Origin of the sequence: Neobacillus niacini NBRC 15566 (assembly GCF_001591505.1) — a bacterium.
GTDB classification, from domain to species: Bacteria; Bacillota; Bacilli; order Bacillales; family Cytobacillaceae; genus Neobacillus; species Neobacillus niacini.
On sequence record NZ_BCVA01000051.1, the window covers coordinates 1 to 24,308 of the forward strand.

Below are 24,308 nucleotides of genomic sequence, written 5' to 3' on the forward strand. Positions count from 1 at the left end.
GATTTGTCCTCAATTGGGTGTCTTGAGGACAAAACTTCGGCTACGACGAAAAGATTTGTCCTCAATCGGGTGTCTTGAGGACAGAACTCCAGCTGGGACCAAGAGATTTGTCCTCAATCGGGTGTCTTGAGGACAAAACTTCGGCTACGACGAAAAGATTTGTCCTCAATCGAGTGCCTTAAGGACAAAACTTCGGCTACGACAAAAAGATTTGTCCTCAATCGAGTGCCTTGAGGACAAAACTCCGGCTGTGACGAGAAGATTTGTCCTCAATGGGGTGTCTTGGGGACAAAACTCTTGCGCGACCAGGAGATTTGTCCTCAATCGAGTGTCTAGAGGACAAAACCCCGGCTATGACGAGAAGATTTGTACTCAAAGGAATGCCTTGGGGACAAAACTCACGCTGTCACAAGTAGATTTATCCTCAATCACCATCCAACAGAGGAATCCTCCAATAAATAGAAATTTCCCCTCAGAACTTTCCTGTAAACTGGAAAAATAAAACCGCAAAACCTAGAACCCAGACATAAATGGCAAACGGTTTTAACGAGTGTTTCTTTAAAAATCCGATCATCCACTTTACCGCAATATATCCGAATAGGGCAGAGGAGGCGATCCCAACGATTAATGCAGATAGAGAAATTTCCTCTCCGGCCCCTCCGAATAAATCCATTGATTGCAGTACAACCGCACCGGCGATGGCAGGGGTAGATAAGAGAAAAGAAAAATAGGCTGCAGTTTCGCGGTCTAACTTCCTCCATAGCGCAGCCACAATCGTGAACCCAGAGCGGGAAATCGCAGGAAAAATGGCAGCGGCCTGAAAGGAGCCGATGATGAAAGCATCCGTATAACTAATATCATCCATTTTTTTATAGCCATTTTTTGCGGAATCAGCAATCCAAAGAAACAAACCGGTAACTAAGAACTCCCAGCCAATCGTAACACCTGTCTTGGAAATCTCCTCAAAGTAGTCTTTGAAAAGCAACCCTATTACGACAGCTGGAATGGTTCCGACAATTAACAGAAAGGTCAGCTTACTAAACGGATTTTTAATAATCCTAACAAATTCATCCTTATAGAAGACAAAAACGGCGAGCAGGGTACCAATGTGCAGCATGGTATCAAGCAATAGACCAGCTTCTTGTAAACCAAATAAATTCCTTCCTAAATATAAATGTCCTGTAGAGCTTATTGGTAAAAATTCCGTTAATCCCTGGATAATTCCTAATATGAGTGCTTCTAATTTACTTAACATATCCAACCTCTCTTTCTGCACCATTAGCCTGTACATAGTAAAGATATGCAAGTCCCTCAACAAATAAGCAATAAATTTTTTGACCGGATTAAACTTGTCTGTTGTTGTCCTCTCCAAGCTAAATTTTTATATACTACTAAGGCAAAAATAGTGCAAAAGCAGTGAAATCTCCCATAAAATAGAAGTAAGAATTTTGGAGAGGAGCAGCACTTTTGAAAAATCACCATCTACTTTTCAATACATCCATCGGAGTAAAGAAACCAGAAAGTATAAGAAATAAACAGCAGGCATGCCCTTTTTGTGCACGAGAAGAGTTGACTGACCTTATTGAAGTGGATGGACCCATCATATTACTAAAAAATAAATATCCTGTTCTAGAAAATGCCTACCAAACGGTTCTAATTGAAACAGACGATTGTCATGGTGATTTATCTGTCTATGAGCTTCCCTTTCTCCATAGACTCTTACAGTTTGCGATCAGAAATTGGCTTGAACTAGATAGAACTGGAAAATATGAATCAGTTATTTTTTTCAAAAATCATGGCCCGTTGTCAGGAGGGACTATTGCCCATCCTCATATGCAGATAATTGGCTTAAATGATATTAACTATAAGGAAAACATATCTGAAGAAGTGTTTACGGGTATTATAATAGAAGAAAAAGATGGGGTAACGATTACTCTTTCCACAAAACCAAAGGTAGGCTTTTATGAATTTAATATTCATATGGATGACTCAAGCTATAATGAAACCTTTGGTGTTTATCTTCAAAAAGCCGTACATTACATTCTGAATAACTTCCCGTTTAAAGCAAGCAGCTATAATCTTTTTTTTCATCATTATAATAAAAGATTATACGTGAAAATTGTGCCTCGATTTGTCACTACGCCACTTTATATCGGCTATGGGATTCCCCAAGTACCGAGTAATTTACATTGGATGGCAGATGATTTAAAAAGTAAATACTTCACCAGTGGGAGCGCCTAATAACTAGGAGCTTCCACTTTTTTGCATATGCATATGTAAATTCACCCATTCTTACTTTATAAGTTGTGCTTTGGGCATATAAAAAATATAATGAAATAATGTACAAGTTCCTTTTTGAGACTTTGACATAAAGGAGTGCGAATGATGACATCATCTAAAAATACAACTTCAAAACTTGATTATAGCCTTGTTTTTATCTTACTGTTATTGTTTTTGGCCAGCTGTTTATCGATTTATAGTGCACAGGCCAGCGGTCAATATGAAAGTAACTTTCTTATAAAGCAGATTATCTTTTATGGAATTGGCTGCGGAATTATTGCTGCCGTTATTAGGCTGGACTCCGACCAGTTAAAAAAATTAACCTGGTATGCTTACGGAGTGGGAATATTTCTACTTATACTATTAATCATAGCGCCAGAAAGCATTGCACCTGTCATCAATGGGGCAAAAAACTGGTTTAAGGTTCCCGGAATCGGCTCACTTCAGCCGTCAGAGTTTGTCAAAATCTTTATTATTTTAGCGCTGGCCAAAGTAATTGAGGCCCATCACCTTAAAAACCCAGTTAAAACCATAGCCTCTGATTTTTGGCTATTAATAAAGCTGGGAGTCGTCACGATGGCCCCATTAATATTAATTATTAAACAAGACTTAGGGACGTCGCTCGTATTCATAGCCATCCTATTAGGGATGATATTTATTTCTGGCATAACATGGAAATTATTAGTACCAATCTTTTCAGTTGGAACGGCACTTATTTCAGTTATTTTTTATTTTGTATTGTTAAAGCCTGAGGTTCTTGAAAAATATTTAGGTGTGAAGCAGTATCAATTTAGCCGTATCTACTCTTGGCTCGACCCTTATAACTTCCAAAGCTCAGCAGGATACCAGCTGACACGATCACTCTTAGCGATTGGCTCAGGACAAACGGGAGGTAAGGGGTACGGGAATAGGGAAGTATACCTCCCTGAAAGCCATACCGATTTTATCTTTAGTGTCGTTGGAGAAGAGTATGGTTTTATTGGTGCCAGTGTACTAGTAAGTTTATTTTTCTTGTTGATTTATCATATCACCAAGGTTGGGATGGAAACGAAGAACAATTTTTATACGTATATTTGCGTGGGAGTCATTAGTATGATTACCTTCCATGTATTCCAAAATATCGGGATGACGATTGGAGTGCTGCCGATTACGGGTATTCCATTGCCATTCATCAGCTATGGGGGAAGTTCTTTAATGGGGAATATGCTTGGTCTGGGATTAATCTTCTCCATACGCTACCACTATAAAAAATACATGTTTTCAACAAATGCATAAACAAAAAAACGCGGGGATTAATATCCTCGCGTTTTTCTATATTATTTCTTTAAAAAGATCTTTTCAACATCATCAAGCATGAGGTTTGCAGCAAGTACACCGCCGGCTGTATTCCAGATGGTATCACTAACTTTGTGTACTTCCCCTTTTTTGGCTACTTCAAGGTTCTTGAACAGCGGGTCAGCAATCCATTCTTTTTCTAACTCAGAACCTTTCCCGTCTCCAGTCTCATAAGTGAAGTAGAAAAGGATATCTCCATCCATGGCTGGAATGCGTTCCTTTGTTACGTTTCTTTCTGCAAAATCATCAACATTTTGGCTTTCCGGACGAGCAAATCCAAGGTCCCCTAAAATAACACCAGAGAATGTATCTTTATGATAAATACGAACCTCACCGGCCATAAAGCGAACCATTGAAACCTTCATGTTTAATTTGTCGCCAAGCTGTTCTTTTAAATCAGCAACTCGCGTATTGTACTTATCTAATACTTCTTTCCCTTTTTCTTCTTTATTTAATGCTTTCGCATAAAGTTCAAAGTTTACCTTCCAGTCTCCTCGAAGTGTTTCCGCGAAAACTGTCGGTGCAATCGCGTTCAGTTGATCATAAATTTTTTCTTGGCGCATTTTATTACCTATGATTAAATCTGGTTTTAGTGCAGCAATCGCTTCAACATTGACTTCACTCTCAACACCAACCACTTGGGTGTCCTTTAATTGATCAGCAATATGATCATACCAAGGGTCACCTGTAAAGGATTTTACTGCACCAACAGGAGTAACTCCCATTGCTAAGAGGGCTTCGGTACCTTCGTTTGTTAAAATCACAACACGTTCAGGGGTACCTTTAATCGTTGTAGATCCCATTGCATGCTCAACCGTATAGCTTGTTTCCTCTTTTGGTTTTTCCGTTTCTTTCTTTTCCGTTGTCTTCTCCTCGGTACCACCACACGCAGCTAATAACAAAAGTGCGATGATTGAAAAAAGAGTAAATAGTGGTCTTAATCTTTTCATACTAGTATGTATCCTCCTTGTTTCCTAATTGTTAATGATAATCATTTTCAATGACAACCTAATCATAAAATGGAAATAGTACGTTGTCAACGCTTTATTTTAAAATGGAATATTTCATTTATTGACAATCTTGTAGACGTATGTCCAAATAATTGAAAATGGTTATCATCCTCATTGACAATCATTATCAATGGGATATAAACTTAAAGATAGAAAACGCATTTATACTATAAATATGGTTAGAAAGGTCTCAAAAAATGCTTTTAAAAAATAGCGCATTAAGGTGGGTGGGATTACTAACCTCCGTACTTTTACTGTTGTTCTTCATGTGTGCCAGTATCGTTTTTGGTTATACAGAAACTACATTCCGTACGGCTATGAATGCCTTTACCCATTATAATGGCTCAAATGAACATATTATTATTCAAACTGTTAGACTTCCAAGAGCGCTCATAGCGGCTGCTGTTGGGGCAAGCCTAGCTATTGCTGGAGTTTTAATGCAGACATTAACCAAAAATCCGCTGGCGTCCCCAGGAATTTTTGGTATCAATGCTGGTGCGGGCTTTGTAGTAGTGGCAGCTGTCACTTTATTTTCTGTTTCAAGTTTGCAGGCATTTAGTGGTCTCGCCTTTTTAGGAGCAGCCATTGCTGCGATAAGTGTATACGCCATTGGCTCAGTCGGTCGGGAAGGTTTAACTCCGATGAAGTTGACTTTAGCTGGAGCAGCCATTGCGGCGATGTTTTCATCATTCACGCAAGGATTACTTGTCATCGACGAGGCAGCACTAGAGCAAGTGCTATTTTGGCTAGCCGGGTCTGTTGCTGGACGCAAGCTGGAGACGCTTGTTTCCGTGTTACCTTACCTCGGAATTGGTTGGATTGCCTCAATTATGATTGCCGGGAAGATGAATATCCTCTCCATGGGAGAAGACGTAGCAAAAGGACTTGGTCTAAAAACCGGATTTGTAAAAATTATGGTCGGCGTGATTGTCATTTTGCTTGCAGGCGGGGCAGTCTCTGTAGCAGGTCCAATTGGATTTGTTGGAATCGTTATTCCGCATATTACTAGGTCTATCATTGGAATTGACCATCGCTGGGTGATTCCATTGTCAGGTATCTTAGGTGCAATTTTGTTAGTAGCGGCAGATATTTCAGCACGATATGTTCTTATGCCCTCCGAGGTGCCAGTCGGGGTTATGACAGCCATCATCGGGACTCCATTCTTTATTTACATAGCAAGAAAGGGGTTCAATGCACGATGAGTAAATATAAAAATATTCGCTTTTTGAATGGGAAGATTTCTTTCTTGCTGGATCGGAAAGCATTGTTAACCACATTCACACTCTTCCTGGCGGCGTTTATTGTTTTTGTTGTCAGTACAGCTAGTGGAGAAATGAAAATAAATCCACTGACTGTTTTAAAAGTATTTACAGGCAGTGGACCTGAAATGGAAACACTAATCATAACATCATTTCGTCTGCCTAGAATTATTATCGCATTGATTGTTGGGATTTCCTTAGCCGTTGCTGGGGGGATCTTACAAGGAATGATCCGGAATCCGCTCGCTTCGCCTGATGTACTTGGTATTACAGGCGGAGCCAGTGCAGCAGTAGTAGCCTTTCTCGCTATATTCAGCGATGAAAGTAATGCTTTAACGGTCAGTATCGCATGGCTGCCATTAGCTGCATTCTTAGGTGCTGGCTTCGTGGCTTTTTTAGTTTACTTCTTGGCTTGGAAAAATGGGGTATCCCCTATAAGGTTAGTCCTAATTGGAATCGGGATTTCTACCTTAATGCAAGCAATAACGACGTTAATGATGATCATGGGCCCTATCTATCAGGCGAGTCAGGCAAACATTTGGATAACAGGTACGGTTTACGGGTCTAATTGGAAAAATGTCGGTACATTACTTCCATGGGCAGTGGTATTTCTCATTATCGCCTTTGCCGCTGCAAGAACCATTGACATACAAGAACTTGGTGACGAGATTGCCACAGGTTTAGGCAGTAAGATTCAAAGACAAAGGTTTTTGTTACTTATGATTAGTACAGCATTAATCGGCGGATCGGTTGCTTTCGCTGGTGGAATTGGTTTTGTTGGATTAATGGCACCGCATATGGCAAGAAGAATGGTGGGTTCTTCGTTTGGAGCATTACTGCCAGTTTCAGCATTAATAGGTGGAATTCTCGTAATGCTGGCAGATTTAATTGGAAGAACGATGTTTTCACCTTTGGAAATACCTGCAGGAGTTTTTACAGCGGGAATCGGTGCACCTTATTTTATATACCTGCTTTTTAAAACAAGAAATGCTTAATCGAAATAAAGCTTAAAGGGGCTGGGAAGATGAAGAGCGCGATTGAAACAAAAAATCTGTCACTTTCATACGGGGAGACACGAATTATTGATGAGTTAGATTTGAAAATTCCTCAAGGTGAAATTACCGTGTTTATTGGGGCAAATGGCTGTGGAAAGTCGACTCTGCTTCGTTCTATTGCCCGCCTTCTTAAACCAACATCTGGTGCTGTTATTTTAGAAGGGAAAGCAATCGCAAAGCTTTCCACAAAAGAGGTGGCAAAAAAGATGGCGATACTGCCACAGTCACCAACTGCACCTGAAGGATTAACCGTCCTTCAGCTTGTAAAACAAGGGCGTTACCCGCATCAATCATGGCTAAAACAATGGTCAGAAGAAGATGAGAAAAAGGTCACTGAAGCTTTAAAGGCTACAAGACTAGAGGATTTGAAAGAGAGATCCGTTGATTCTCTTTCAGGCGGTCAAAGGCAGCGCGCTTGGATTGCCATGACCTTAGCTCAAGATACAGATGTCATTCTTTTAGATGAGCCCACAACCTATTTAGATATGACACATCAAATTGATATTCTTGACCTGTTATTTGAACTTAATGAAAAAAGAAAAAGAACGGTGGTAATGGTCCTTCATGATCTTAATCTTGCATGCCGTTATGCACACAATATCGTTGCTCTAAAAGATCAGAAGGTATATGACCAAGGAAAGCCAGAGTACGTGGTCAACCGAAATCTTGTTAAAAATGTTTTTGGCATGGAATGTGAGGTAACAATGGATCCTCTATTTGGAACACCGCTTTGTATTCCTTATGGAAAAGGAAGACGGATCCTTCAAAAGGCGGCTGTGTCCCATGGGTAATATACTATTAGAAAATGATCTAAGTGCATTACAGAAATATAGACTCAAATCAATAACAGGCAAATCATTTAATGTGGCAAGTTTAATGGATAAAGCTTTTGCAATCGACTTTATGAGGAAACTGGCTCTTTCAATCGGTTCACCTTCTGAAAAAGCGGCAGCCTCCATATTTATAAAAAGATATGCATTTATTGCTGTTATTTCCCTTTTTGCTATGACGACCGCTAATAAGAAATTGAATCTGTCTTTGGACAATATTGATATGGAAGAAGCTGAACGTGGTACAGACTGGCTGCCAATGATTTCATTAAAGGATACATCCATCGAGGAATGGAATGGTCAGGACCGTGATGAATGGCGAAAAGATGTTTATCGGGACCTGTTTGCTCACAATATTTATCCACTGATTGAGCATTTTGAAAAAACGTTTAGGATATCAAAATTGATTCTGTGGGAAAATATCGCCGTTTATCTTTTCTGGCTTTACGAGACGGAGTTAAAAGAGAGTGAATATCCAAACGTACGCAGTGATTTCAGTTTCTTAATCAGGGAAGCAGAGGGTAAACTATTCGGTGAATATCACCTTAATCCAATAATAAAGTATTATTCTAAGAAGAATTCTCAAGAAGAGATAAGGATAAGAAAAACATGTTGTTTTACCTATCAGCTTGGGTCAAAACGCTGTAAAACATGTCCATGTACTTATAATACTAACAATGGAGTGTGCTTTGATGGAGAAAGTATTTGTGGAGCAGTTTCAAGCGCTACTTGAAAAATATAGTGACTTGCTCGTCGGTGAATCGAGCAAGGAGACAACGGAAAAGGTAAAAGCATGGGCTCTGTATACTCATATTGCGAAATCAATGCCAGCCTTAGCGAAGCACTGGAATGAACTTTATCCAGAAGCAAAAGAAGAAATGAAGATCATAATTAATGAAATTAAACTGCTAAATGAACAACATAGACAATCAAAATAACATACAACTAAATGAATATTTATGAACTCATTCGGCCGCTTCAATTAATGAAGCGGCTTTCTTTATTGTATTAAAGAAAACGCTTTCTTTTGAACATGCATAAAATATTCAAAAAATTAATAAAAATTGTTGTCAAAATTTAAAATCCGCAATATAATAAATTCAATGTTAGGTAAAGTGACATGAATACGGGAGGAAAAATAACATGACAGAAGCTATTCTTTCAAATGTAAAAGATCAATCTGCAATTATCGAGCAAATAAAAGAAGAAATAAAGAAAAAGTGTGTTGAACTTCTTCACTTACAGTTTGTAGATATAGAAGGAATCTTGAAACACGTAACTGTCACAAGTGAGCAATTGGAAGATGTAGTAGAAGGAAAAATGATGTTTGATGGCTCCTCAATTAAAGGATTTTCACCGATTAATAAATCTGATTTATATTTACAGCCAGACTTAACAACATTCTCCGTTTTACCATGGACAGTCGAAGAGGGATATTCTGAAGCACGTTTTCTATGTTCCGTTAAAAATCCTGATGGATCATGGTTTGAAGGTGACACAAGAAATGTTTTAAAGAAAACAGTGGAACGTGCTGCAGATAAAGGATACACCATTTCTGTCGGTCCTGAGCTTGAATTTTTCCTATTTAAAACGGACGAAAATGGATATCCAACACAGGAACTTAGTGACAAGGCTGGATATTTTGAACCTTCACCTAAAGATCTAGGAGAGCGTGTTCGGTTAGAAATTTACCGTGCGTTAAAGGCGATGGGTTTCATCATTGAAGCATCTCACCATGAAGTTGCTGAGGGCCAGCACGAAATTAACTTTAAGTATGCTGATGCTCTAGGTGCAGCAGATTCTTCTACTACATATAAGTGGGTTGTAAAAACAATTGCAAAGAAATATGGACTGCATGCAACGTTTATGCCTAAACCGGTATTTGGGATAAATGGTTCTGGGATGCATGTCAACATGTCTTTCTTTAAAGGAAATGAAAATGCCTTCTTTGATCCGGCTGATGATTTGCAACTATCAAATGAGGCTTATCAATTTATTGCAGGACTACTCGAAAATGTAAAAAGTTTTACGGCTATCACAAATCCGCTTGTAAACTCTTATAAGCGTTTAGTGCCTGGATATGAGGCGCCTTGTTATATTGCATGGAGCGCTTCAAACCGTTCCGCATTGATTCGAATTCCGGCAAAAAAAGGGATGGCTACACGTGTCGAACTTAGATGTCCTGATCCATCAGCAAACCCATACTTAACCTTTGCTGTAATTGCCTCTGCTGGATTAGATGGAATTGAGAAAGGATTAGAAGTGCCTTTCCCAATTAATGAAGATATTTTCCATATGAACGAAGAGCGTCGTGGAGAATTGGGTATTGAAAGCCTTCCTGGCAGTTTAGCTGCAGCGGTGAAGGAACTTGAGAATGGAGAGATTGGACGTAATACATTAGGAAACCATGTTTATGATGAGTTTGTTTCTGCGAAGAAAGCAGAATGGGATAGTTATCGCACAGCTGTTCATGCATGGGAAATTGAGAACTACCAAGCTAAGTTCTAATATAACAAATTTAAGCAGGCTGAATACATACAGCCTGCTTTTTTACATTTCTCAACAAGTTATCTTAAAGGGGGTTCTTATCGTTTAAACTGGTTATTTTGGCTGTTCACTTTGTCTTTTTGTGACCGTTCCCCGCCAGGACCTGCGTTCCCTTGAACGCTAGCAGCGCTTACGCCTGCTTTGGATGGGTTTTTCTTCATTTTACCCATGAATTATCACCTCGTTTTTAGGGTGCCCAATTCGTTTTTTTTATGTAGAAATGGATAAGAAAAATAATTTATAAAAAAAATTAGTTTTTTCCGCTTTTATTTATTGCGCAAATTTTTGAAATATTCTATAGTAATAATTAGCAGAACTCATTCTTTTGTGAATTTTTTTTGACTAAAAAATGAATGAGTATTCATTCAAAGTTGTGAAGGGGGAGACAATGTTGAACCATCTAATTAAAAAAGCAGCTGTTTTAGGTTCCGGAGTCATGGGATCGGGGATTGCTGCCCATCTAGCAAATATCGGTATACCAACTTTATTATTGGATATTGTACCTCGGGAGTTAACGGACGACGAAATAGCAAAAGGGTTGACGTTAGAAGATAAACAGGTCCGTAATCGCATAAGCAGCCAATCAATCCAAAAATTATTAAAGCAAAAACCAGCTCCTCTAGCTTCCAAAAAGAACTTGGCACTCATCGAAGCGGGGAATTTAGAAGATGATCTAGTTCAATTAAAAGATGTGGACTGGGTAATCGAGGTTGTTGTTGAGAATTTAAGTGTTAAGAAACAAGTATTTGAAAAAGTGGACCATTACAGAAAACCTGGAAGCATTATCAGCTCCAATACATCGGGAATATCTGTTGAAGCAATGGCAGAAGGAAGGTCAGAGGATTTTAAAAAGTATTTCCTTGGCACCCACTTCTTTAACCCGCCAAGATACTTAAAATTACTTGAAGTGATTCCTACACAATATACTAGCGAAGAAGTCATTTCATTCATGAAAATATTTGGTGAAGATGTTTTAGGAAAAGGTGTTGTTCTAGCAAAAGATACACCAAACTTTATTGCCAACCGCATTGGAACCTATGGTCTCCTTATCACTGTCCAAGAAATGTTAAAAGGCGGTTACAGTGTAGGGGAAGTTGATTCTGTAACTGGTCCAATAGTCGGCCGTCCTTCAAGTGCAACCTTCCGTACGCTAGATGTTGTCGGTTTAGATACATTTGCACATGTAGCAGGAAATGTTCATGAAAAAGTATCTGGTAAAGAAAAGGAAGTATTTGAGGTCCCTGCATTTATGATAACAATGCTTGAGAAAGGATGGCTCGGAAGTAAATCTGGCCAAGGCTTCTTCTTGAAAAAAGGGAAAGAAATTCTGGAACTTGACCCTGGTACTTTAGAATATATCCCGCGTAAAAAGCTTTCAACAGCTGCAACTGAAATGAGCAAGCAGGTAAAAGGTACTGCAAATAAATTGAAAGCGCTTGTATATGCGGATGATCGCGCGGGTGAGTTACTTTGGAACATCTTTAGTCCCGTCCTAGTATACTCTGCACAGCTTTTAGGTGAAATTGCTGACACGGTAGTCGATATTGATCGGGCGATGAAATGGGGCTTCGGCTGGGAAATGGGTCCTTTTGAAACTTGGGACGCAATCGGAGTAGAAAAGTCAGTCGAGAAGATGAAGGAAAATGGATTGGAAATTCCTGCTTGGGTAACAGAAATGCTTACGAAGGGGCATACATCATTCTATATAGAGGAAAATGGCAAACAGTTTTTCTTTAATAATGGTGAATACCGTCTAGTGGAAAGTAATCCAAAAGCGATTGACTTGAAAAAAATAAAGAAACAAAAAGGTGTTATTAAAAAGAATGGTGGTGCCAGCTTAATCGATTTAGGTGATGGTGTGGCCCTCCTTGAATTCCATTCCCAGAATAACGCAATTGGTCTTGATATTATTCAGATGATTAACTTTGCGATTGACGAAGTAGAGAAAAACTATAAAGGACTTGTAATTGGCAATCAGGGTAAAAACTTCTGTGTCGGCGCAAACCTCGCGATGATGTTGATGGAAGCACAGGATGATAATATCTATGAACTTGAAATGGTGGTTCGTCAGTTCCAGAATGCAATGATGAAGGTAAAATACAGTGCAAAACCAGTAGTCGCAGCGCCATTTGGAATGACACTTGGCGGCGGAGCAGAGGTTTGTTTACCTGCAGCGCACATTCAAGCATCCACAGAAACCTATATGGGTCTTGTCGAAGTGGGAGTCGGCCTGCTTCCAGGCGGAGGCGGTAACAAAGAACTATACATTAAACATTTAGAAGGTATGCCAAATGGTGTTCCATTTGACCTTCAAGCTGTTGCTAATAGAGTGTTTGAAACCATCGCTATGGCAAAAGTATCAACCTCTGGTGCTGAAGCACGTGAAAATAACTTCTTAGGATTAGCTGATGGCATTAGTGTAAACGGAGATCACCAATTGTATGACGCTAAGCAGGCTGTTCTTGCATTACATCAACAGGGTTATGTACAAAAAGCACGCAAAAAGGTACCGGTTGTCGGAGAGACAGGTTATGCGACCCTATTATTAGGAGCACAATCTATGTTTTTATCTGGATATATTTCAGAACATGATTTGAAGATTGCCAAAAAAGTTGCCTATGTGATTGCTGGTGGAAAAGTACCTTACGGAACAGAAGTAGATGAGCAATATTTGTTGGACTTAGAAAGAGAGGCATTCTTAAGTTTAATAAGAGAAGGTAAAACACAACAGCGTATGCAGCATATGCTCGTAAAAGGAAAGCCTTTAAGAAACTAAAATAATAGATTGCAAATATAAGAGGAAAGAGAGGGAACGAAATGAGAGAAGCGGTAATCGTAGCCGGGGCTCGGACCCCGGTTGGTAAAGCGAAGAAAGGAACGCTTGCCCATGTTCGCCCTGATGATTTGGGAGCATTGGTTGTACAAGAAACACTAAAGCGTGCTGGAAATTATGAAGGGAATATTGATGATTTAGTCTTTGGCTGTGCAATGCCGGAAGCGGAGCAAGGGAATAACATGGCTCGTAATATTGGTGCGTTAGCGGGTCTGCCACACACTGTACCGGCGATTACGATTAATCGTTTTTGTTCATCTGGACTGCAGGCGATTGCTTATGCGGCTCAGGGAATTATGCTTGGACATACCGATACTGCAATTGCAGGTGGAGCAGAATCCATGAGTCTGATTCCAATGGCAGGACATGTGGTACGTCCAAACGTCAAATTAGCTGAAACTGCTCCACAATATTATATGGGAATGGGTCATACAGCAGAAGAAGTCGCAAAGAAATATGGTATTTCTCGTGAGGACCAGGACGCTTTTGCAGTTCGCAGTCATCAGAAAGCGGCAAAAGCCCTACAAGAAGGAAAATTTGCTGATGAAATCGTCCCTGTAGATGTTACCATTCGTTCAGTTGGAAAAGACAATAAGCTGACGGAAAGAACTCTCAAGTTTTCACAAGATGAAGGAGTCCGTCCAGATACAAACGTGCAATCGTTATCGAAGCTTCGTCCGGCATTCTCAGTAACAGGTTCTGTTACGGCAGGGAATGCTTCACAAACAAGTGACGGGGCTGCGGCCTTAATGATCATGGACCGTGAAAAAGCCGAATCACTGGGACTAAAGCCATTAGCTAAATTTAGATCATTTGCCGTTGGAGGCGTACCGCCAGAAATTATGGGAGTAGGTCCTGTGGTGGCAGTACCTAAAGCAGTGAAATTAGCTGGATTAGAAATGTCTGATATTAACCTGTTTGAATTAAACGAAGCATTCGCATCACAGTCCCTTCAAGTTATTCGTGAGCTTGGGTTAGACGAAGAAAAAGTCAACGTAAATGGAGGCGCCATCGCCTTAGGTCATCCGTTAGGATGTACAGGAGCAAAACTCACTTTAACCCTTATCCATGAGTTAAAACGTCGACAGCAGCAATTTGGGGTAGTAACCATGTGTATCGGCGGTGGAATGGGCGCAGCAGGAGTGTTTGAACTTTTATAATAAAGCGTTAAAAATTTATTGGTGAAAATAAGGACCACATTAATTGGAGCGGAAATTACGGCTAAAAATTTAGGGGGAAACAATAATGGCACAACAAACAGAAAAAATTATTAAGGGCGGAAGCTTTTTAATAGATGATATTTCCTATGACCGCATATTAACACCTGAGGATTTTAACGAAGAGCAATTAATGATTGCGAAAACAGCAGAAGACTTCATTGAAAAGGAAGTCCTTCCACAGTTAGAGCATCTCGAAAACCACGAATTTGATCGCACTGTAAAACTTTTAAAGCAAGCTGGTGATCTAGGGCTTTTAGCAGCAGATGTTCCTGAAGAGTATGACGGGCTAGGTCTAGATAAAGTAACCTCATCACTTGTAACGGAAAAAATGTCAAAGGCTGGCGGCTTTTCATTATCATATGGAGCGCATGTCGGTATCGGCTCATTGCCAATCGTTCTATTCGGGAACGAAGAGCAAAAGAAAAAATATTTACCTGCACTTGCTTCAGGTGAAAAGATTGCAGCTTATGCTTTAACGGAACCAGGTTCTGGTTCAGACGCTCTTGGTGCGAGAACAACAGCAAAACTGAATGATGAAGGTACCCATTATATTCTTAATGGTGAAAAGCAATGGATTACCAATGCTGGTTTTGCGGATGTATTTGTTGTCTATACAAAAATTGATGGTGAACACTTTACTGCATTTATTGTTGAAAGAGATTTCCCTGGCGTTTCTACAGGTGCGGAAGAAAAGAAAATGGGTATTAAGAGCTCCTCAACACGTACCCTTATTCTAGAAGATGTACCTGTTCCTGTTGAAAACCTATTAGGGGAATATGGAAAAGGGCATGTCATCGCGTTTAATATCTTAAACATCGGGCGCTATAAATTAGCTGTTGGAGGTGTCGGCGGTTCTAAAAATGCATTTGAGCTGGCTGTTAAATATGCAAATGGCCGTAAACAATTTAACACACCGATCTCCCAATTCAATTTGACCAAAGAAAAATTTGGTACGATGGCTTCTAAGATCTATGCTGCAGAAAGCTCTGTTTACCGTACCATTGGGCTTTATGAAGATAATCAAGGAAAGCTTACAACGGAAGAGCAGAAAGACATTAAATTAGTAGCAAATTCCATCGCTGAATATGCGATTGAATGCTCTGTTAATAAATTCTTCTGTAGTGAAGTTTTAGATTATGTTGTTGATGAAGGTGTCCAAATTCATGGCGGATATGGCTTCATGCAAGAGTATACCATCGAAAGAGCATACCGTGATTCACGTATTAATCGTATTTTCGAAGGTACAAATGAAATTAACCGTCTACTAGTGCCCGGCACCTATATTAAGAAGGCGTTTAAAGGAGAACTTCCATTATTCCAAAAAGCCATGGCGCTTCAAGAAGAAATCATGATGTTAATGCCTGAAGAGCCAGGTGATGAGCCACTTGCTCAAGAGAAACATTTAGTAAGCAATGCGAAGAAAATTGGCTTGCTGGCTGCTGGGTTAGCTGCTCAAAAATTTGGTAAGGCACTAGAGAAAGAGCAAGAAATCTTATCTAATATTGCAGATATTGTTTCTAATGCTTATGCAATGGAATCTGCACTGTTAAGAACTGAAAAAGCAATAGCCAAGACTGGTCTTGAGAAAAATAAACAAAAGCTTCTTTATACACAAATTTTCTGCCAAGAGGCTTTCAATGAAATTGAGCAGCATGCGAAAGAAACATTAGTTGCAACTGAACAAGGGGATACCCTCCGCATGCTCGTATCAGCACTTCGTAAATTAACTCGCCATACGCCAATCAATGTTATCGGTAAGAAACGTGAAGCAGCGGATGTTCTGATTGAAGCAGAACGCTATATCGTTTAATTGACCAGCTTTAGGCTCCCGGTGACTTTACGGGAGCCTAAAGTTTTTCTATATGATAAGCAGGATTTTTGCAGAATTAGTCGAAATTTTAAACTGAGGCGTTTTTACTTTTAATCCCGTTATGTTACTATCAAAGTGACGATATATGTCATGAATGTTTTAGAGGAGGGTGGACCGTTGTCGCTTACTTTTTATTGGTATCCAAAATGTGGGACATGTCGAAATGCAAAGAAATGGTTAGATGCACATCATCTATCTTACAAAGAAATACATATTGTTGAAACTCCACCATCTCGCGCTGAACTTCAGGATATCTACGAAAAGAGCAACCTTGAGTTAAAGAAGTTCTTTAATACAAGCGGGCAAAAGTATCGTGAACTGGGTATTAAGGATAAAATACCCACTGCTTCTGAAGATGAGCTGCTAGATCTGTTAGCCTCAGATGGGATGTTAATCAAAAGACCATTAGTAACGGATGGAGAAAAAGTGACTGTTGGCTTTAAAGAAGATGAGTATGAGAAAATGTGGCTGTAAACACAAAAAAAGTAATTAGGGTAGTATCAATCAATATCGATAAACGATATTAGAAAATAATGGAGGGATTTTTAATGACTACACCAAAGGAATTGCGTTATTCTGAAGAACATGAATGGGTAAAAGTTGAAGGAGAAACAGTTCGAGTGGGTATCACCCACTTTGCTCAATCTGAATTAGGAGACATTGTTTTCGTTGAACTTCCTGAAGTGGGCGACGAAGTAACTGCTGATGAGCCATTTGGCAGCGTGGAATCCGTTAAGACAGTTTCGGAATTATATGCACCGGTAAGCGGAAAGGTTGTTGCCGTTAACGAAGATTTAAGTGACAGCCCTGAATTTGTAAATGAATCTCCATATGAAAAGGCATGGATGATTGTCGTTGAGCCTTCTGATAGCAGTGAAATGGAAAAACTTATGACAGCAGAACAATATGAAGCGATGATTAAAGAAGACTAGTTTTCGGAACACCTTGTTACGCAAGGTGTTTTTTTTATGGGAAAAATTCGCACCTTGTATATTCTAAATCCAGGAGATACTATAATAAACTTTAAATAAAGGAGCTCTTGGAATGACATTGAAACAGCAAAAGGTTGATGTGACAGATAGAGTAGTTGGAAAAATGAAAAACGGTGAAATGGAATTATTTCTTGATAACACGTCCATCGGTAAAATACAGTTACCAGGGGATATGACTTTTCAGTTAGATCAACAATTTCAAGTAGAACAGCGAAAAATTTACCAAAATGTAACCGTTACGGAACAGCCGGACGCAAAATATACAGATTGTGATGATGGTGGATGGTGTTAAGCATAATCCTAAGCAAACACCTATTATCAAATAAACAATCATGGTATAGTTAATATATTCACACGTAATTAAATTTGTTGAATATGTTAACATCAAACAAATAATTCTCTTTCGTATAGGTGATGAATGATGAATGACACGTATGGTGATAAAGTTCTGATTGTTGAAGGAAAATCAGATAAGAAAAAGGTAAAGAGTATCCTGAAGGAACCGATGGAGATTGTCTGTACCAATGGAACAATCAGTATGACAAAATTGGATGAGTTAATTGATACACTCGAGGATAAAGAGGTTTATATCCTAGTGGACGCGGATGATGCAGGCGAAAAGCTTCGCAAGCAATTAAAAAGGGAATTCCCACAAGCCGAACATATTTATATAGACAGAATGTACCGTGAAGTAGCAACTGCACCAGTGTACCATCTTGCCACAGTCCTTTTAGGTGCAAATATCGATGTTCATTCTGAATTTTTAGAAATGGGTTAAAAAATGAACGATTGGAACCTAGATGAAATATCATCATTCTTAAATAGTCATTCATCTGGACTTATATACTTCTATACGCCTTTATGCGGTACTTGTCAGGTAGCGTCGAGAATGCTTCAAGTTATTGAAAATATGGTTGATGTAAAAATAGGGAAAATGAATCTGAACTTTTATCCGCAGCTAGCAGATAAGTTTCAAATTGAAAGTGTTCCCTGTCTGCTTTTTATTAAGAATGGAGAATTGGTTGAAATGATTTATGCATTCAACTCGGTTCCTTTCCTATATGAAAAAATTAAACAGTTGTTACTATAAAACAGGTGCTGACGCGTCTGTTTTTTTTAAAATTGTCATTTAAAGTAGAAATTTGTCGATGAGATTGTAAAGGAATCCGAGCCTGTTTACTTGAATATATAACAGAATGGAGTGTTAATCGGAGTGATGAAAAATGGAGGAAATGATACAGATTTTCATTTCTGCTATCAAGAAACGCGGTCACGTTCTCAAGTTAATAGAAAAATTAGATGGGCTAAAAATAAAGCTGGTATGTGATGGTCAAGAAAACTTCCTCGTTTTTCATGAGGGAGAGGTTACTTTATTTATTGATTATAACAGTAGGGCTGTTACATACGAAATCAGCGGTCAACGTGAGTCCATTTATGGCCTGCTTGAAGGAAAAGAGAAATTAAGAATTCTTATTAACAACGGACAGCTAAAAGTTAGAGCTCCATTTCGTACCATTTTACTTCTCGAATCAATCTTTTATTTAACCAAACCAGAGGAGCGCTATAAAAAATTTATTTCATAAAAATGAAGGAGTGTTAGTATGGGGGAAAATCAAAAGAATTATCGTTTCGAAACATTTGAGTGTTCATGGAGGGTTAGCTCCAGATCCAGTAACAGGTGCACGAGCTGTACCTATTTACCAAAATAATGCCTATCAATTTAAAAATACTGAACATGCTGCAAATCTTTTTGCGTTGAAAGAGAGCGGATATATTTATACTCGGATCCACAACCCGACTACAACGGTTTTTGAAGAAAGAGTTGCCTTACTTGAAGGTGGAGTTGGCGCCCTAGCAGTTGCAAGCGGAATGGCTGCCATTACCTTGGCAATTTTAAATATTGCTGAAGCAGGAGATGAAATTGTTTCAGCTTCTAATTTATATGGTGGAACCTACAACCTATTTGCCGTTACTCTTCCGAAATATGGAATAAAGGTAAAGTTTGTAGATCCCGAAGATCCAGAAAATTTCCGTGCGGCTATCACGGATAAAACAAAAGCTGTGTTTGGCGAGACGATTGGTAATCCGTCTTTAAGAATTCTTGATATTGAAAAAGTAGCTGAAATTGCCCATGAAGCAGGAGTTCCATTAATTATTGATAACACTTTTGCTACGCCTTACCTTTGCAGACCGATAGAATATGGTGCTGATATTGTTATCCATTCTGCAACAAAATGGCTTTTAGGTAATGGAACAACAACAGGCGGAATTATTGTTGATGGAGGTAAGTTTGACTGGAATTCTCCGAAATTCCCCGGTTTTACTACTCCTGACCCAAGTTATCATGACCTCGTATATGCGGAAGCACTTGGTGCTGCAGCGTATATCGTTAAAGCACGCGTACAGTTATTACGTGACCTTGGACCTGCATTAAGCCCGCAAAATGCATTTCAATTCACCTTGGGTCTTGAAACACTTCACGTACGGATGAAAGAACATATTGCCAATACGAAAGAAGTTGTTGAATATTTAGTTAATCACCCCGCGGTAGAATGGGTATCATATCCAGGGCACAATTCTCATCCAGATCAAGATTTGGCAAGTAAGTATCTGCCAAAAGGCGCAGGTTCTATGATTGTATTTGGAATAAAAGGTGGAAGAGAAGCAGGAGCAAAATTAATTGACTCTATTACACTATTTGCGCACGTAGCGAATGTAGGTGATGCAAAGAGCTTAATTATCCATCCAGCTAGCACCACTCATCAACAGTTGGATGCAGAAGGACTAAAGGCTGCAGGAGTTTCTGAGGACTTAATTCGACTCTCTATAGGCATTGAAAATGTAGAGGACCTAATTGAAGACCTAGAAGCAGCGATTGAGAAGGCTACGGGTGTTGCTTCTTTAAAGGCAAAAGCTTAATAAGTATTATCGAAATTTGTAGAAAATTCCGTTGACACCTTTTTTTATCCATGTTAAGATAATTTTTGTACTAAAATGATTGCTTTAATACATGAACGTATTAATTAAATACTGAATGATATACTCTTATCAAGAGAGGTGGAGGGATGTGCCCGATGAAGCCCGGCAACCGTCAATTTATTGAAATGGTGCCAATTCACACAAAGCGAATGCTTTGGAAGATGGGAGAAAGGTCTTTTATTTATAATGCCTTTCTGCCTATTGCAGAAAGGCATTTTAATTTTTCTAATATAAGAATGTTTTTCTAAAAACAGTCAAACCCTATACTGAAGCGTATTGCAATTATTATTTTATTGGATAAGAAGTAGGTGATGAAATGATTTCTATAAAAGATGTCCGAAAAGTTTTTCCTTCTAAACAGGGACAGTTAAAAGCTGTTGATGATGTAAATTTAGACGTTAAAGAGGGAGAAATTTTTGGAGTGATCGGATATAGTGGCGCTGGAAAAAGTACCTTAATCCGAATGCTGAATGGACTAGAGCTGCCGACAGAAGGATCTGTTACCGTTGCTGGCCGTGTTATTTCAAAAATTAAGGGCAGTGAACTTCGAAAAGCACGTCAAGAAATAAGTATGATATTTCAGCATTTTAATTTGCTTTGGTCAAGAACAGTTAGCGAGAATATCGCATTTCCTTTGGAAATAGCAGGTGTAGGCGGATCAGAAAGACAAAAAAGAGTAAAAGAATTGATTCATTTAGTGGGTCTTGAAGGCCGAGAAAATGCTTACCCCTCCCAGCTAAGCGGAGGTCAAAAACAGCGTGTGGGAATTGCACGGGCACTGGCCAACAATCCAAAAGTACTTCTTTGCGATGAAGCAACTTCAGCCCTAGATCCTCAAACCACGGACGCTATATTGGATTTATTGGTAGATATCAATAAGAGGCTTGGATTAACGATTGTGTTGATTACTCATGAAATGCATGTCATTCGTAAAATCTGTCATCGGGTTGCAGTTATGGAAAGTGGTAGAATTGTTGAGCTTGGACAGGTGTTAGAGGTATTTAAAAACCCTCAACAGCAGATTACAAAACGGTTTGTTCAACAAGTTACCGAGCCTGAAGAAACAAAAGAAACAGCTGAACATTTGTTAGAACGCTATCAATCAGGTAAAGTTGTTCAATTATCCTTTATTGGCGATTCAGTCGAGCAACCGTTAATCACGAATTTAATCCGTCAAAATAATGTTACAGTCAATATTTTGCAGGGGAAAATTTCGCAAACGCAAAGTGGTTCCTATGGGACTCTCTTTATCCACCTTGATGGCAGTGAACAAGAGGTTATCAAGGCAGTGGATTACATTCGCTCCCAGCAAGTCGGCGTGGAGGTGATTAGTAATGGCTAACTTTACAGAAATAGTAAAGTGGACTCAATTATTAGAAGCCACACGTGAAACCCTTTATATGACTACTATCTCAGTCCTCGTTACATTTATTTTAGGATTAGTACTAGGTCTGCTGTTATTTCTAACGGATAAAGGTAATTTGTGGGAAAACAGAGGTATAAATGTTATTATTGCTGGATTTGTAAATATTTTCAGATCCATACCGTTCATTATCTTAATAGTATTATTAATTCCTTTTACTAAATTATTGGTTGGAACCATGCTAGGTGCAAATGCGGCGCTTCCTGCCTTAATTATTGGAGCAGCACCTTTTTACGCTAGAATGGTGGAAATTGCTCTTAGAGAAATCGATAAAGGTGTTATTGAAGCCTCACAATCAATGGGAGCAACACATAGCCAGATTATTTTTAAAGTATTAATTCCAGAATCTTTGCCTGCCTTAATATCAGGGCTAACCGTTACAGCTATTTCGTTAGTAAGTTTCACCGCAATGGCTGGGGTAATTGGAGCAGGGGGACTTGGCCATTTTGCCTACCTAGAAGGTTTTCAGCGCAATAGACCGCTCGTTACGTTAGTTGCAACAATTGCCATTTTAATTTTGGTTTTTATCATCCAATTTATTGGGGATTATTTTACAAAAAAAACAGATAAACGATAACAGGAGGAGTTAGATTATGAAAAAAGCATTTGGTTTAATTATCATTGCGTTAGTAGCACTTGCACTAACAGCTTGCGGTGGTGCTAAAGACGATACTGCTGATAAAGCAGGAGAAGATGGAAACAAAAAATTAGTTGTGGGTGCATCTGCTGTACCGCACGCTGAAGTGTTAGAGGCGGCAAAACCTTTATTAAAGGAAAAAGGGATTGACCTAGAAGTGCAAGTTTTTCAAGATTATATCCTGCCAAACGTAGCGTTAAGGGATAAAGAACTAGACGCAAACTATTTTCAAACACCAGGCTATTTAGAACTGCAAATGGAAGAAAATAAGGATTTTGATTTTGTAAGTGTAGGCGGAGTTCATAAGGAACCGATCGGTATTTATTCAAAGGAATACAAAAACCTTAATGACCTTCCAAAAGGCGCAAAAATTATTATGAGTGATTCACTAAGTGACCATGGACGTATCTTACCTATTTTTGAAAAAGAAGGATTAATTAAGCTTAAAGAAGGCGTTGGGGCAAATGCAAGAGTAGAGGATATTATTGAAAATCCCAAGGAACTTGATTTCTCAACTCTAATTGAAGCAAAACTATTAGCTTCTTCTTTTGAAAGTGGTGAAGGAGATGCGGTCGTAATTAATACGAACTACGCATTAGAAGGCGGTATTGACATTGGAAAGTACGGAATCGCATTTGAGGGCGATGACGTTGTACCAGCAAACCTTGTAGTGGTTCGATCAGAGGACAAAGACCGTGAGGAAATTAAAACCCTTGTAGAAGTTCTGCAATCAGATGAAATTAAAAAATTCCTCGAAGAAAAGTACCAAGGTGCTGTAATACCGGGTGAATAAGTTCTAGATTGAATATTAGTCAAAAACGATACGAAGATAGATGGAGACCGGTGAAGATGTTTCACTGGTTTTCTTTTATCTATCACATAATATACATGAATCGAATGGGATAGGTAAAAATAGGTATCAAATATAATGTCGAAGTCTTGGCAAAATAGAGATAAATACGTTATAGTTTTATTCGTATGTGACTACATAAAGCGTTCACATTATGAATCAGTTTAGAATTATTATGTTACAAGTACATCTTGTCTGATTCTAATTCTCATTTGGAATGTATGGAGTGAAAATAAAATTTCTTTCTTCTTCATATTAAAGTTATTACTGTTTATGAGTTGCTAACAGATTCTATTTGTTATAAGATTGTAATGAGAATAAAGTGAGAATAGAATTTTGGGCTAAGTGTTTTAAGCTACAAGATACAAAACTATCTTTGCGGAGGTATATATATGGCTGGGTCAACATTAACGATCAAAGATTTACATGTAGAAATTGATGGGAAAGAAATTTTAAAAGGTGTAAACCTCGAAATAAAAGGTGGAGAAATTCACGCAATCATGGGACCAAATGGTACGGGTAAATCCACTTTATCTTCTGCTATCATGGGTCATCCGAAATATGAAGTAACTAGCGGTTCTATTATGTTAGATGATCAGAACGTACTTGAAATGGAAGTAGATGAGCGCGCACGTGCAGGTCTATTTTTAGCTATGCAATATCCAAGCGAAATTAACGGTGTAACAAACGCTGATTTCTTGCGTTCTGCCTTAAATAGCCGCCTTGGCGAAGGAAATGAAATTTCACTTATGAAATTCATCCGTAAAATGGATAAGCAAATGGAATTCCTTGAGATGGACCTCGACATGGCACAACGTTATCTAAATGAAGGATTTTCTGGTGGAGAGAAAAAGCGTAATGAAATCCTTCAATTGATGATGCTTGAGCCAAAAATCGCAATTTTAGATGAAATTGACTCTGGATTAGATATCGATGCATTAAAGGTTGTTTCAAAAGGTATTAATCAAATGCGCGGAGAAGATTTTGGCTGTTTAGTCATTACTCACTATCAACGACTTTTAAATTATATCACTCCTGACTATGTGCACGTTATGATGCAGGGCCGTGTTGTAAAATCAGGCGGACCAGAACTAGCACAACGCTTAGAAGCAGAAGGATATGACTGGATCAAGCAAGAGCTCGGAATCGAAGATGAAACAGTTGGGCAAGAAGCGTAAGAGTTAGCGT

Annotated in this window: 24 protein-coding genes, 1 pseudogene and 1 riboswitch; of the genes and pseudogenes, 22 read left to right on the plus strand and 3 right to left on the minus strand. The window is 38.9% G+C overall.

Annotation, left to right across the window (positions count from 1 at the left end):
* Positions 1 to 472: 472 nt before the first annotated feature.
* Positions 473 to 1,255, minus strand: a complete 783-nt coding sequence (locus tag BANA01_RS24590; protein ID WP_063255079.1) for an undecaprenyl-diphosphate phosphatase — start codon at positions 1,253 to 1,255, stop codon at positions 473 to 475.
* Between the two features lie 212 nt (positions 1,256 to 1,467).
* Here BANA01_RS24590 and BANA01_RS24595 point away from each other — a divergent pair, with 212 nt between their 5' ends.
* Together BANA01_RS24595 and BANA01_RS24600 are read left to right on the plus strand one after the other, a co-directional pair.
* A complete protein-coding gene (locus BANA01_RS24595; protein WP_063255080.1) occupies positions 1,468 to 2,241 on the plus strand; it encodes a DUF4931 domain-containing protein in 774 nt (257 codons plus the stop codon).
* Between the two features lie 144 nt (positions 2,242 to 2,385).
* The gene (locus BANA01_RS24600) at positions 2,386 to 3,555 is read left to right on the plus strand and encodes an FtsW/RodA/SpoVE family cell cycle protein (protein ID WP_063255081.1); all 1,170 of its coding nucleotides are present in this window, start codon (positions 2,386 to 2,388) and stop codon (positions 3,553 to 3,555) included.
* Between the two features lie 41 nt (positions 3,556 to 3,596).
* Here BANA01_RS24600 and BANA01_RS24605 read toward each other — a convergent pair whose 3' ends face one another.
* Positions 3,597 to 4,565 carry an ABC transporter substrate-binding protein gene (locus BANA01_RS24605; RefSeq protein ID WP_063255082.1) on the minus strand — a complete coding sequence of 323 codons (969 nt, stop codon included), beginning with the start codon at positions 4,563 to 4,565 and terminating at the stop codon, positions 3,597 to 3,599.
* A gap of 257 nt (positions 4,566 to 4,822) precedes the next feature.
* Between BANA01_RS24605 and BANA01_RS24610 the strand changes: the two genes are divergently transcribed.
* From BANA01_RS24610 to glnA, 6 genes are all read left to right on the plus strand, one after another.
* Positions 4,823 to 5,827 (plus strand): FecCD family ABC transporter permease, encoded by a 1,005-nt coding sequence (locus tag BANA01_RS24610; protein ID WP_063255083.1) that lies wholly within the window; start codon positions 4,823 to 4,825, stop codon positions 5,825 to 5,827.
* Positions 5,824 to 6,879, plus strand: coding sequence for a FecCD family ABC transporter permease (locus BANA01_RS24615; protein ID WP_063255084.1), 1,056 nt, complete (start codon positions 5,824 to 5,826; stop codon positions 6,877 to 6,879). Before BANA01_RS24610 ends, BANA01_RS24615 begins: the two co-directional genes overlap by 4 nt.
* Positions 6,880 to 6,908: 29 nt before the next feature.
* On the plus strand, positions 6,909 to 7,730 hold the full coding sequence (locus tag BANA01_RS24620) for an ABC transporter ATP-binding protein (protein WP_063255086.1): 822 nt from the start codon (positions 6,909 to 6,911) through the stop codon (positions 7,728 to 7,730).
* Positions 7,723 to 8,502, plus strand: coding sequence for an IucA/IucC family C-terminal-domain containing protein (locus BANA01_RS24625; protein ID WP_063255087.1), 780 nt, complete (start codon positions 7,723 to 7,725; stop codon positions 8,500 to 8,502). The genes BANA01_RS24620 and BANA01_RS24625 overlap by 8 nt, the downstream gene beginning before the upstream one ends.
* Positions 8,462 to 8,707 carry a DUF2573 family protein gene (locus BANA01_RS24630; RefSeq protein WP_063255088.1) on the plus strand — a complete coding sequence of 82 codons (246 nt, stop codon included), beginning with the start codon at positions 8,462 to 8,464 and terminating at the stop codon, positions 8,705 to 8,707. Before BANA01_RS24625 ends, BANA01_RS24630 begins: the two co-directional genes overlap by 41 nt.
* Positions 8,708 to 8,912: 205 nt before the next feature.
* Positions 8,913 to 10,277, plus strand: a complete 1,365-nt coding sequence (gene glnA, locus BANA01_RS24635) for a type I glutamate--ammonia ligase (protein WP_063255092.1) — start codon at positions 8,913 to 8,915, stop codon at positions 10,275 to 10,277.
* A gap of 77 nt (positions 10,278 to 10,354) precedes the next feature.
* Here the strand turns inward: glnA and BANA01_RS29310 are convergent, their stop codons facing one another.
* The gene (locus BANA01_RS29310; protein ID WP_082799668.1) at positions 10,355 to 10,486 is read right to left on the minus strand and encodes a YuzL family protein; all 132 of its coding nucleotides are present in this window, start codon (positions 10,484 to 10,486) and stop codon (positions 10,355 to 10,357) included.
* Positions 10,487 to 10,704: 218 nt separating this feature from the next.
* Here BANA01_RS29310 and BANA01_RS24640 point away from each other — a divergent pair, with 218 nt between their 5' ends.
* From BANA01_RS24640 to sufC, 14 genes and pseudogenes are all read left to right on the plus strand, one after another.
* Entirely contained in the window at positions 10,705 to 13,092 is a 2,388-nt protein-coding gene (locus BANA01_RS24640) for a 3-hydroxyacyl-CoA dehydrogenase/enoyl-CoA hydratase family protein (protein ID WP_034673689.1), read from the plus strand.
* A 41-nt stretch (positions 13,093 to 13,133) separates the two neighbouring features.
* A complete protein-coding gene (locus BANA01_RS24645) occupies positions 13,134 to 14,309 on the plus strand; it encodes an acetyl-CoA C-acetyltransferase (protein WP_034673686.1) in 1,176 nt (391 codons plus the stop codon).
* An 85-nt stretch (positions 14,310 to 14,394) separates the two neighbouring features.
* Positions 14,395 to 16,179 (plus strand): acyl-CoA dehydrogenase family protein, encoded by a 1,785-nt coding sequence (locus BANA01_RS24650; protein ID WP_034673684.1) that lies wholly within the window; start codon positions 14,395 to 14,397, stop codon positions 16,177 to 16,179.
* A gap of 177 nt (positions 16,180 to 16,356) precedes the next feature.
* The gene (locus BANA01_RS24655) at positions 16,357 to 16,713 is read left to right on the plus strand and encodes an arsenate reductase family protein (protein WP_034673682.1); all 357 of its coding nucleotides are present in this window, start codon (positions 16,357 to 16,359) and stop codon (positions 16,711 to 16,713) included.
* Between the two features lie 74 nt (positions 16,714 to 16,787).
* Positions 16,788 to 17,171 carry a glycine cleavage system protein GcvH gene (gene gcvH / locus BANA01_RS24660; RefSeq protein WP_034673679.1) on the plus strand — a complete coding sequence of 128 codons (384 nt, stop codon included), beginning with the start codon at positions 16,788 to 16,790 and terminating at the stop codon, positions 17,169 to 17,171.
* A gap of 112 nt (positions 17,172 to 17,283) precedes the next feature.
* On the plus strand, positions 17,284 to 17,523 hold the full coding sequence (locus BANA01_RS24665) for a YusG family protein (RefSeq protein WP_034673677.1): 240 nt from the start codon (positions 17,284 to 17,286) through the stop codon (positions 17,521 to 17,523).
* A 129-nt stretch (positions 17,524 to 17,652) separates the two neighbouring features.
* Positions 17,653 to 18,009 (plus strand): toprim domain-containing protein, encoded by a 357-nt coding sequence (locus BANA01_RS24670; protein ID WP_034673676.1) that lies wholly within the window; start codon positions 17,653 to 17,655, stop codon positions 18,007 to 18,009.
* 3 nt (positions 18,010 to 18,012) lie between these two features.
* Positions 18,013 to 18,321, plus strand: a complete 309-nt coding sequence (locus BANA01_RS24675; RefSeq protein ID WP_034673674.1) for a thioredoxin family protein — start codon at positions 18,013 to 18,015, stop codon at positions 18,319 to 18,321.
* 133 nt (positions 18,322 to 18,454) lie between these two features.
* The gene (locus BANA01_RS24680; RefSeq protein ID WP_034673672.1) at positions 18,455 to 18,814 is read left to right on the plus strand and encodes a hypothetical protein; all 360 of its coding nucleotides are present in this window, start codon (positions 18,455 to 18,457) and stop codon (positions 18,812 to 18,814) included.
* An 18-nt stretch (positions 18,815 to 18,832) separates the two neighbouring features.
* Positions 18,833 to 20,150, plus strand: a pseudogene (locus tag BANA01_RS24685) (O-acetylhomoserine aminocarboxypropyltransferase/cysteine synthase family protein).
* A 123-nt stretch (positions 20,151 to 20,273) separates the two neighbouring features.
* A riboswitch (SAM riboswitch) is annotated at positions 20,274 to 20,378 on the plus strand.
* 148 nt (positions 20,379 to 20,526) lie between these two features.
* Entirely contained in the window at positions 20,527 to 21,552 is a 1,026-nt protein-coding gene (locus BANA01_RS24690; protein WP_034673669.1) for a methionine ABC transporter ATP-binding protein, read from the plus strand.
* Complete coding sequence (locus tag BANA01_RS24695) at positions 21,545 to 22,210, plus strand: methionine ABC transporter permease (protein WP_034673667.1); 666 nt, start codon at positions 21,545 to 21,547, stop codon at positions 22,208 to 22,210. The genes BANA01_RS24690 and BANA01_RS24695 overlap by 8 nt, the downstream gene beginning before the upstream one ends.
* Before the next feature lie 16 nt (positions 22,211 to 22,226).
* Positions 22,227 to 23,063 carry a MetQ/NlpA family ABC transporter substrate-binding protein gene (locus BANA01_RS24700; protein WP_034673665.1) on the plus strand — a complete coding sequence of 279 codons (837 nt, stop codon included), beginning with the start codon at positions 22,227 to 22,229 and terminating at the stop codon, positions 23,061 to 23,063.
* Between the two features lie 449 nt (positions 23,064 to 23,512).
* Positions 23,513 to 24,298: a Fe-S cluster assembly ATPase SufC gene (gene sufC, locus BANA01_RS24705; RefSeq protein ID WP_034673664.1), complete on the plus strand. Its 786-nt coding sequence runs from the start codon at positions 23,513 to 23,515 to the stop codon at positions 24,296 to 24,298.
* The last annotated feature ends 10 nt before the right edge of the window (positions 24,299 to 24,308 follow it).

Bases quoted from the DNA above. Each gene is read 5' to 3' on its own strand.
- BANA01_RS24670 (WP_034673676.1), top strand. From the start codon at position 17,653: ATGAATGACACGTATGGTGATAAAGTTCTGATTGTTGAAGGAAAATCA.
- BANA01_RS24695 (WP_034673667.1), top strand. From the start codon at position 21,545: ATGGCTAACTTTACAGAAATAGTAAAGTGGACTCAATTATTAGAAGCC.
- glnA (WP_063255092.1), top strand. From the start codon at position 8,913: ATGACAGAAGCTATTCTTTCAAATGTAAAAGATCAATCTGCAATTATC.
- BANA01_RS24590 (WP_063255079.1), bottom strand. From the start codon at position 1,255: ATGTTAAGTAAATTAGAAGCACTCATATTAGGAATTATCCAGGGATTA.
- BANA01_RS24700 (WP_034673665.1), top strand. From the start codon at position 22,227: ATGAAAAAAGCATTTGGTTTAATTATCATTGCGTTAGTAGCACTTGCA.
- BANA01_RS24605 (WP_063255082.1), bottom strand. From the start codon at position 4,565: ATGAAAAGATTAAGACCACTATTTACTCTTTTTTCAATCATCGCACTT.
- BANA01_RS24600 (WP_063255081.1), top strand. From the start codon at position 2,386: ATGACATCATCTAAAAATACAACTTCAAAACTTGATTATAGCCTTGTT.
- BANA01_RS24625 (WP_063255087.1), top strand. From the start codon at position 7,723: ATGGGTAATATACTATTAGAAAATGATCTAAGTGCATTACAGAAATAT.
- BANA01_RS24610 (WP_063255083.1), top strand. From the start codon at position 4,823: ATGCTTTTAAAAAATAGCGCATTAAGGTGGGTGGGATTACTAACCTCC.
- BANA01_RS24650 (WP_034673684.1), top strand. From the start codon at position 14,395: ATGGCACAACAAACAGAAAAAATTATTAAGGGCGGAAGCTTTTTAATA.
- BANA01_RS24645 (WP_034673686.1), top strand. From the start codon at position 13,134: ATGAGAGAAGCGGTAATCGTAGCCGGGGCTCGGACCCCGGTTGGTAAA.
- gcvH (WP_034673679.1), top strand. From the start codon at position 16,788: ATGACTACACCAAAGGAATTGCGTTATTCTGAAGAACATGAATGGGTA.
- BANA01_RS24680 (WP_034673672.1), top strand. From the start codon at position 18,455: ATGGAGGAAATGATACAGATTTTCATTTCTGCTATCAAGAAACGCGGT.
- BANA01_RS24620 (WP_063255086.1), top strand. From the start codon at position 6,909: ATGAAGAGCGCGATTGAAACAAAAAATCTGTCACTTTCATACGGGGAG.
- BANA01_RS24630 (WP_063255088.1), top strand. From the start codon at position 8,462: ATGGAGAAAGTATTTGTGGAGCAGTTTCAAGCGCTACTTGAAAAATAT.
- BANA01_RS24675 (WP_034673674.1), top strand. From the start codon at position 18,013: ATGAACGATTGGAACCTAGATGAAATATCATCATTCTTAAATAGTCAT.
- BANA01_RS29310 (WP_082799668.1), bottom strand. From the start codon at position 10,486: ATGGGTAAAATGAAGAAAAACCCATCCAAAGCAGGCGTAAGCGCTGCT.
- BANA01_RS24690 (WP_034673669.1), top strand. From the start codon at position 20,527: ATGATTTCTATAAAAGATGTCCGAAAAGTTTTTCCTTCTAAACAGGGA.
- sufC (WP_034673664.1), top strand. From the start codon at position 23,513: ATGGCTGGGTCAACATTAACGATCAAAGATTTACATGTAGAAATTGAT.
- BANA01_RS24665 (WP_034673677.1), top strand. From the start codon at position 17,284: ATGACATTGAAACAGCAAAAGGTTGATGTGACAGATAGAGTAGTTGGA.
- BANA01_RS24640 (WP_034673689.1), top strand. From the start codon at position 10,705: ATGTTGAACCATCTAATTAAAAAAGCAGCTGTTTTAGGTTCCGGAGTC.
- BANA01_RS24615 (WP_063255084.1), top strand. From the start codon at position 5,824: ATGAGTAAATATAAAAATATTCGCTTTTTGAATGGGAAGATTTCTTTC.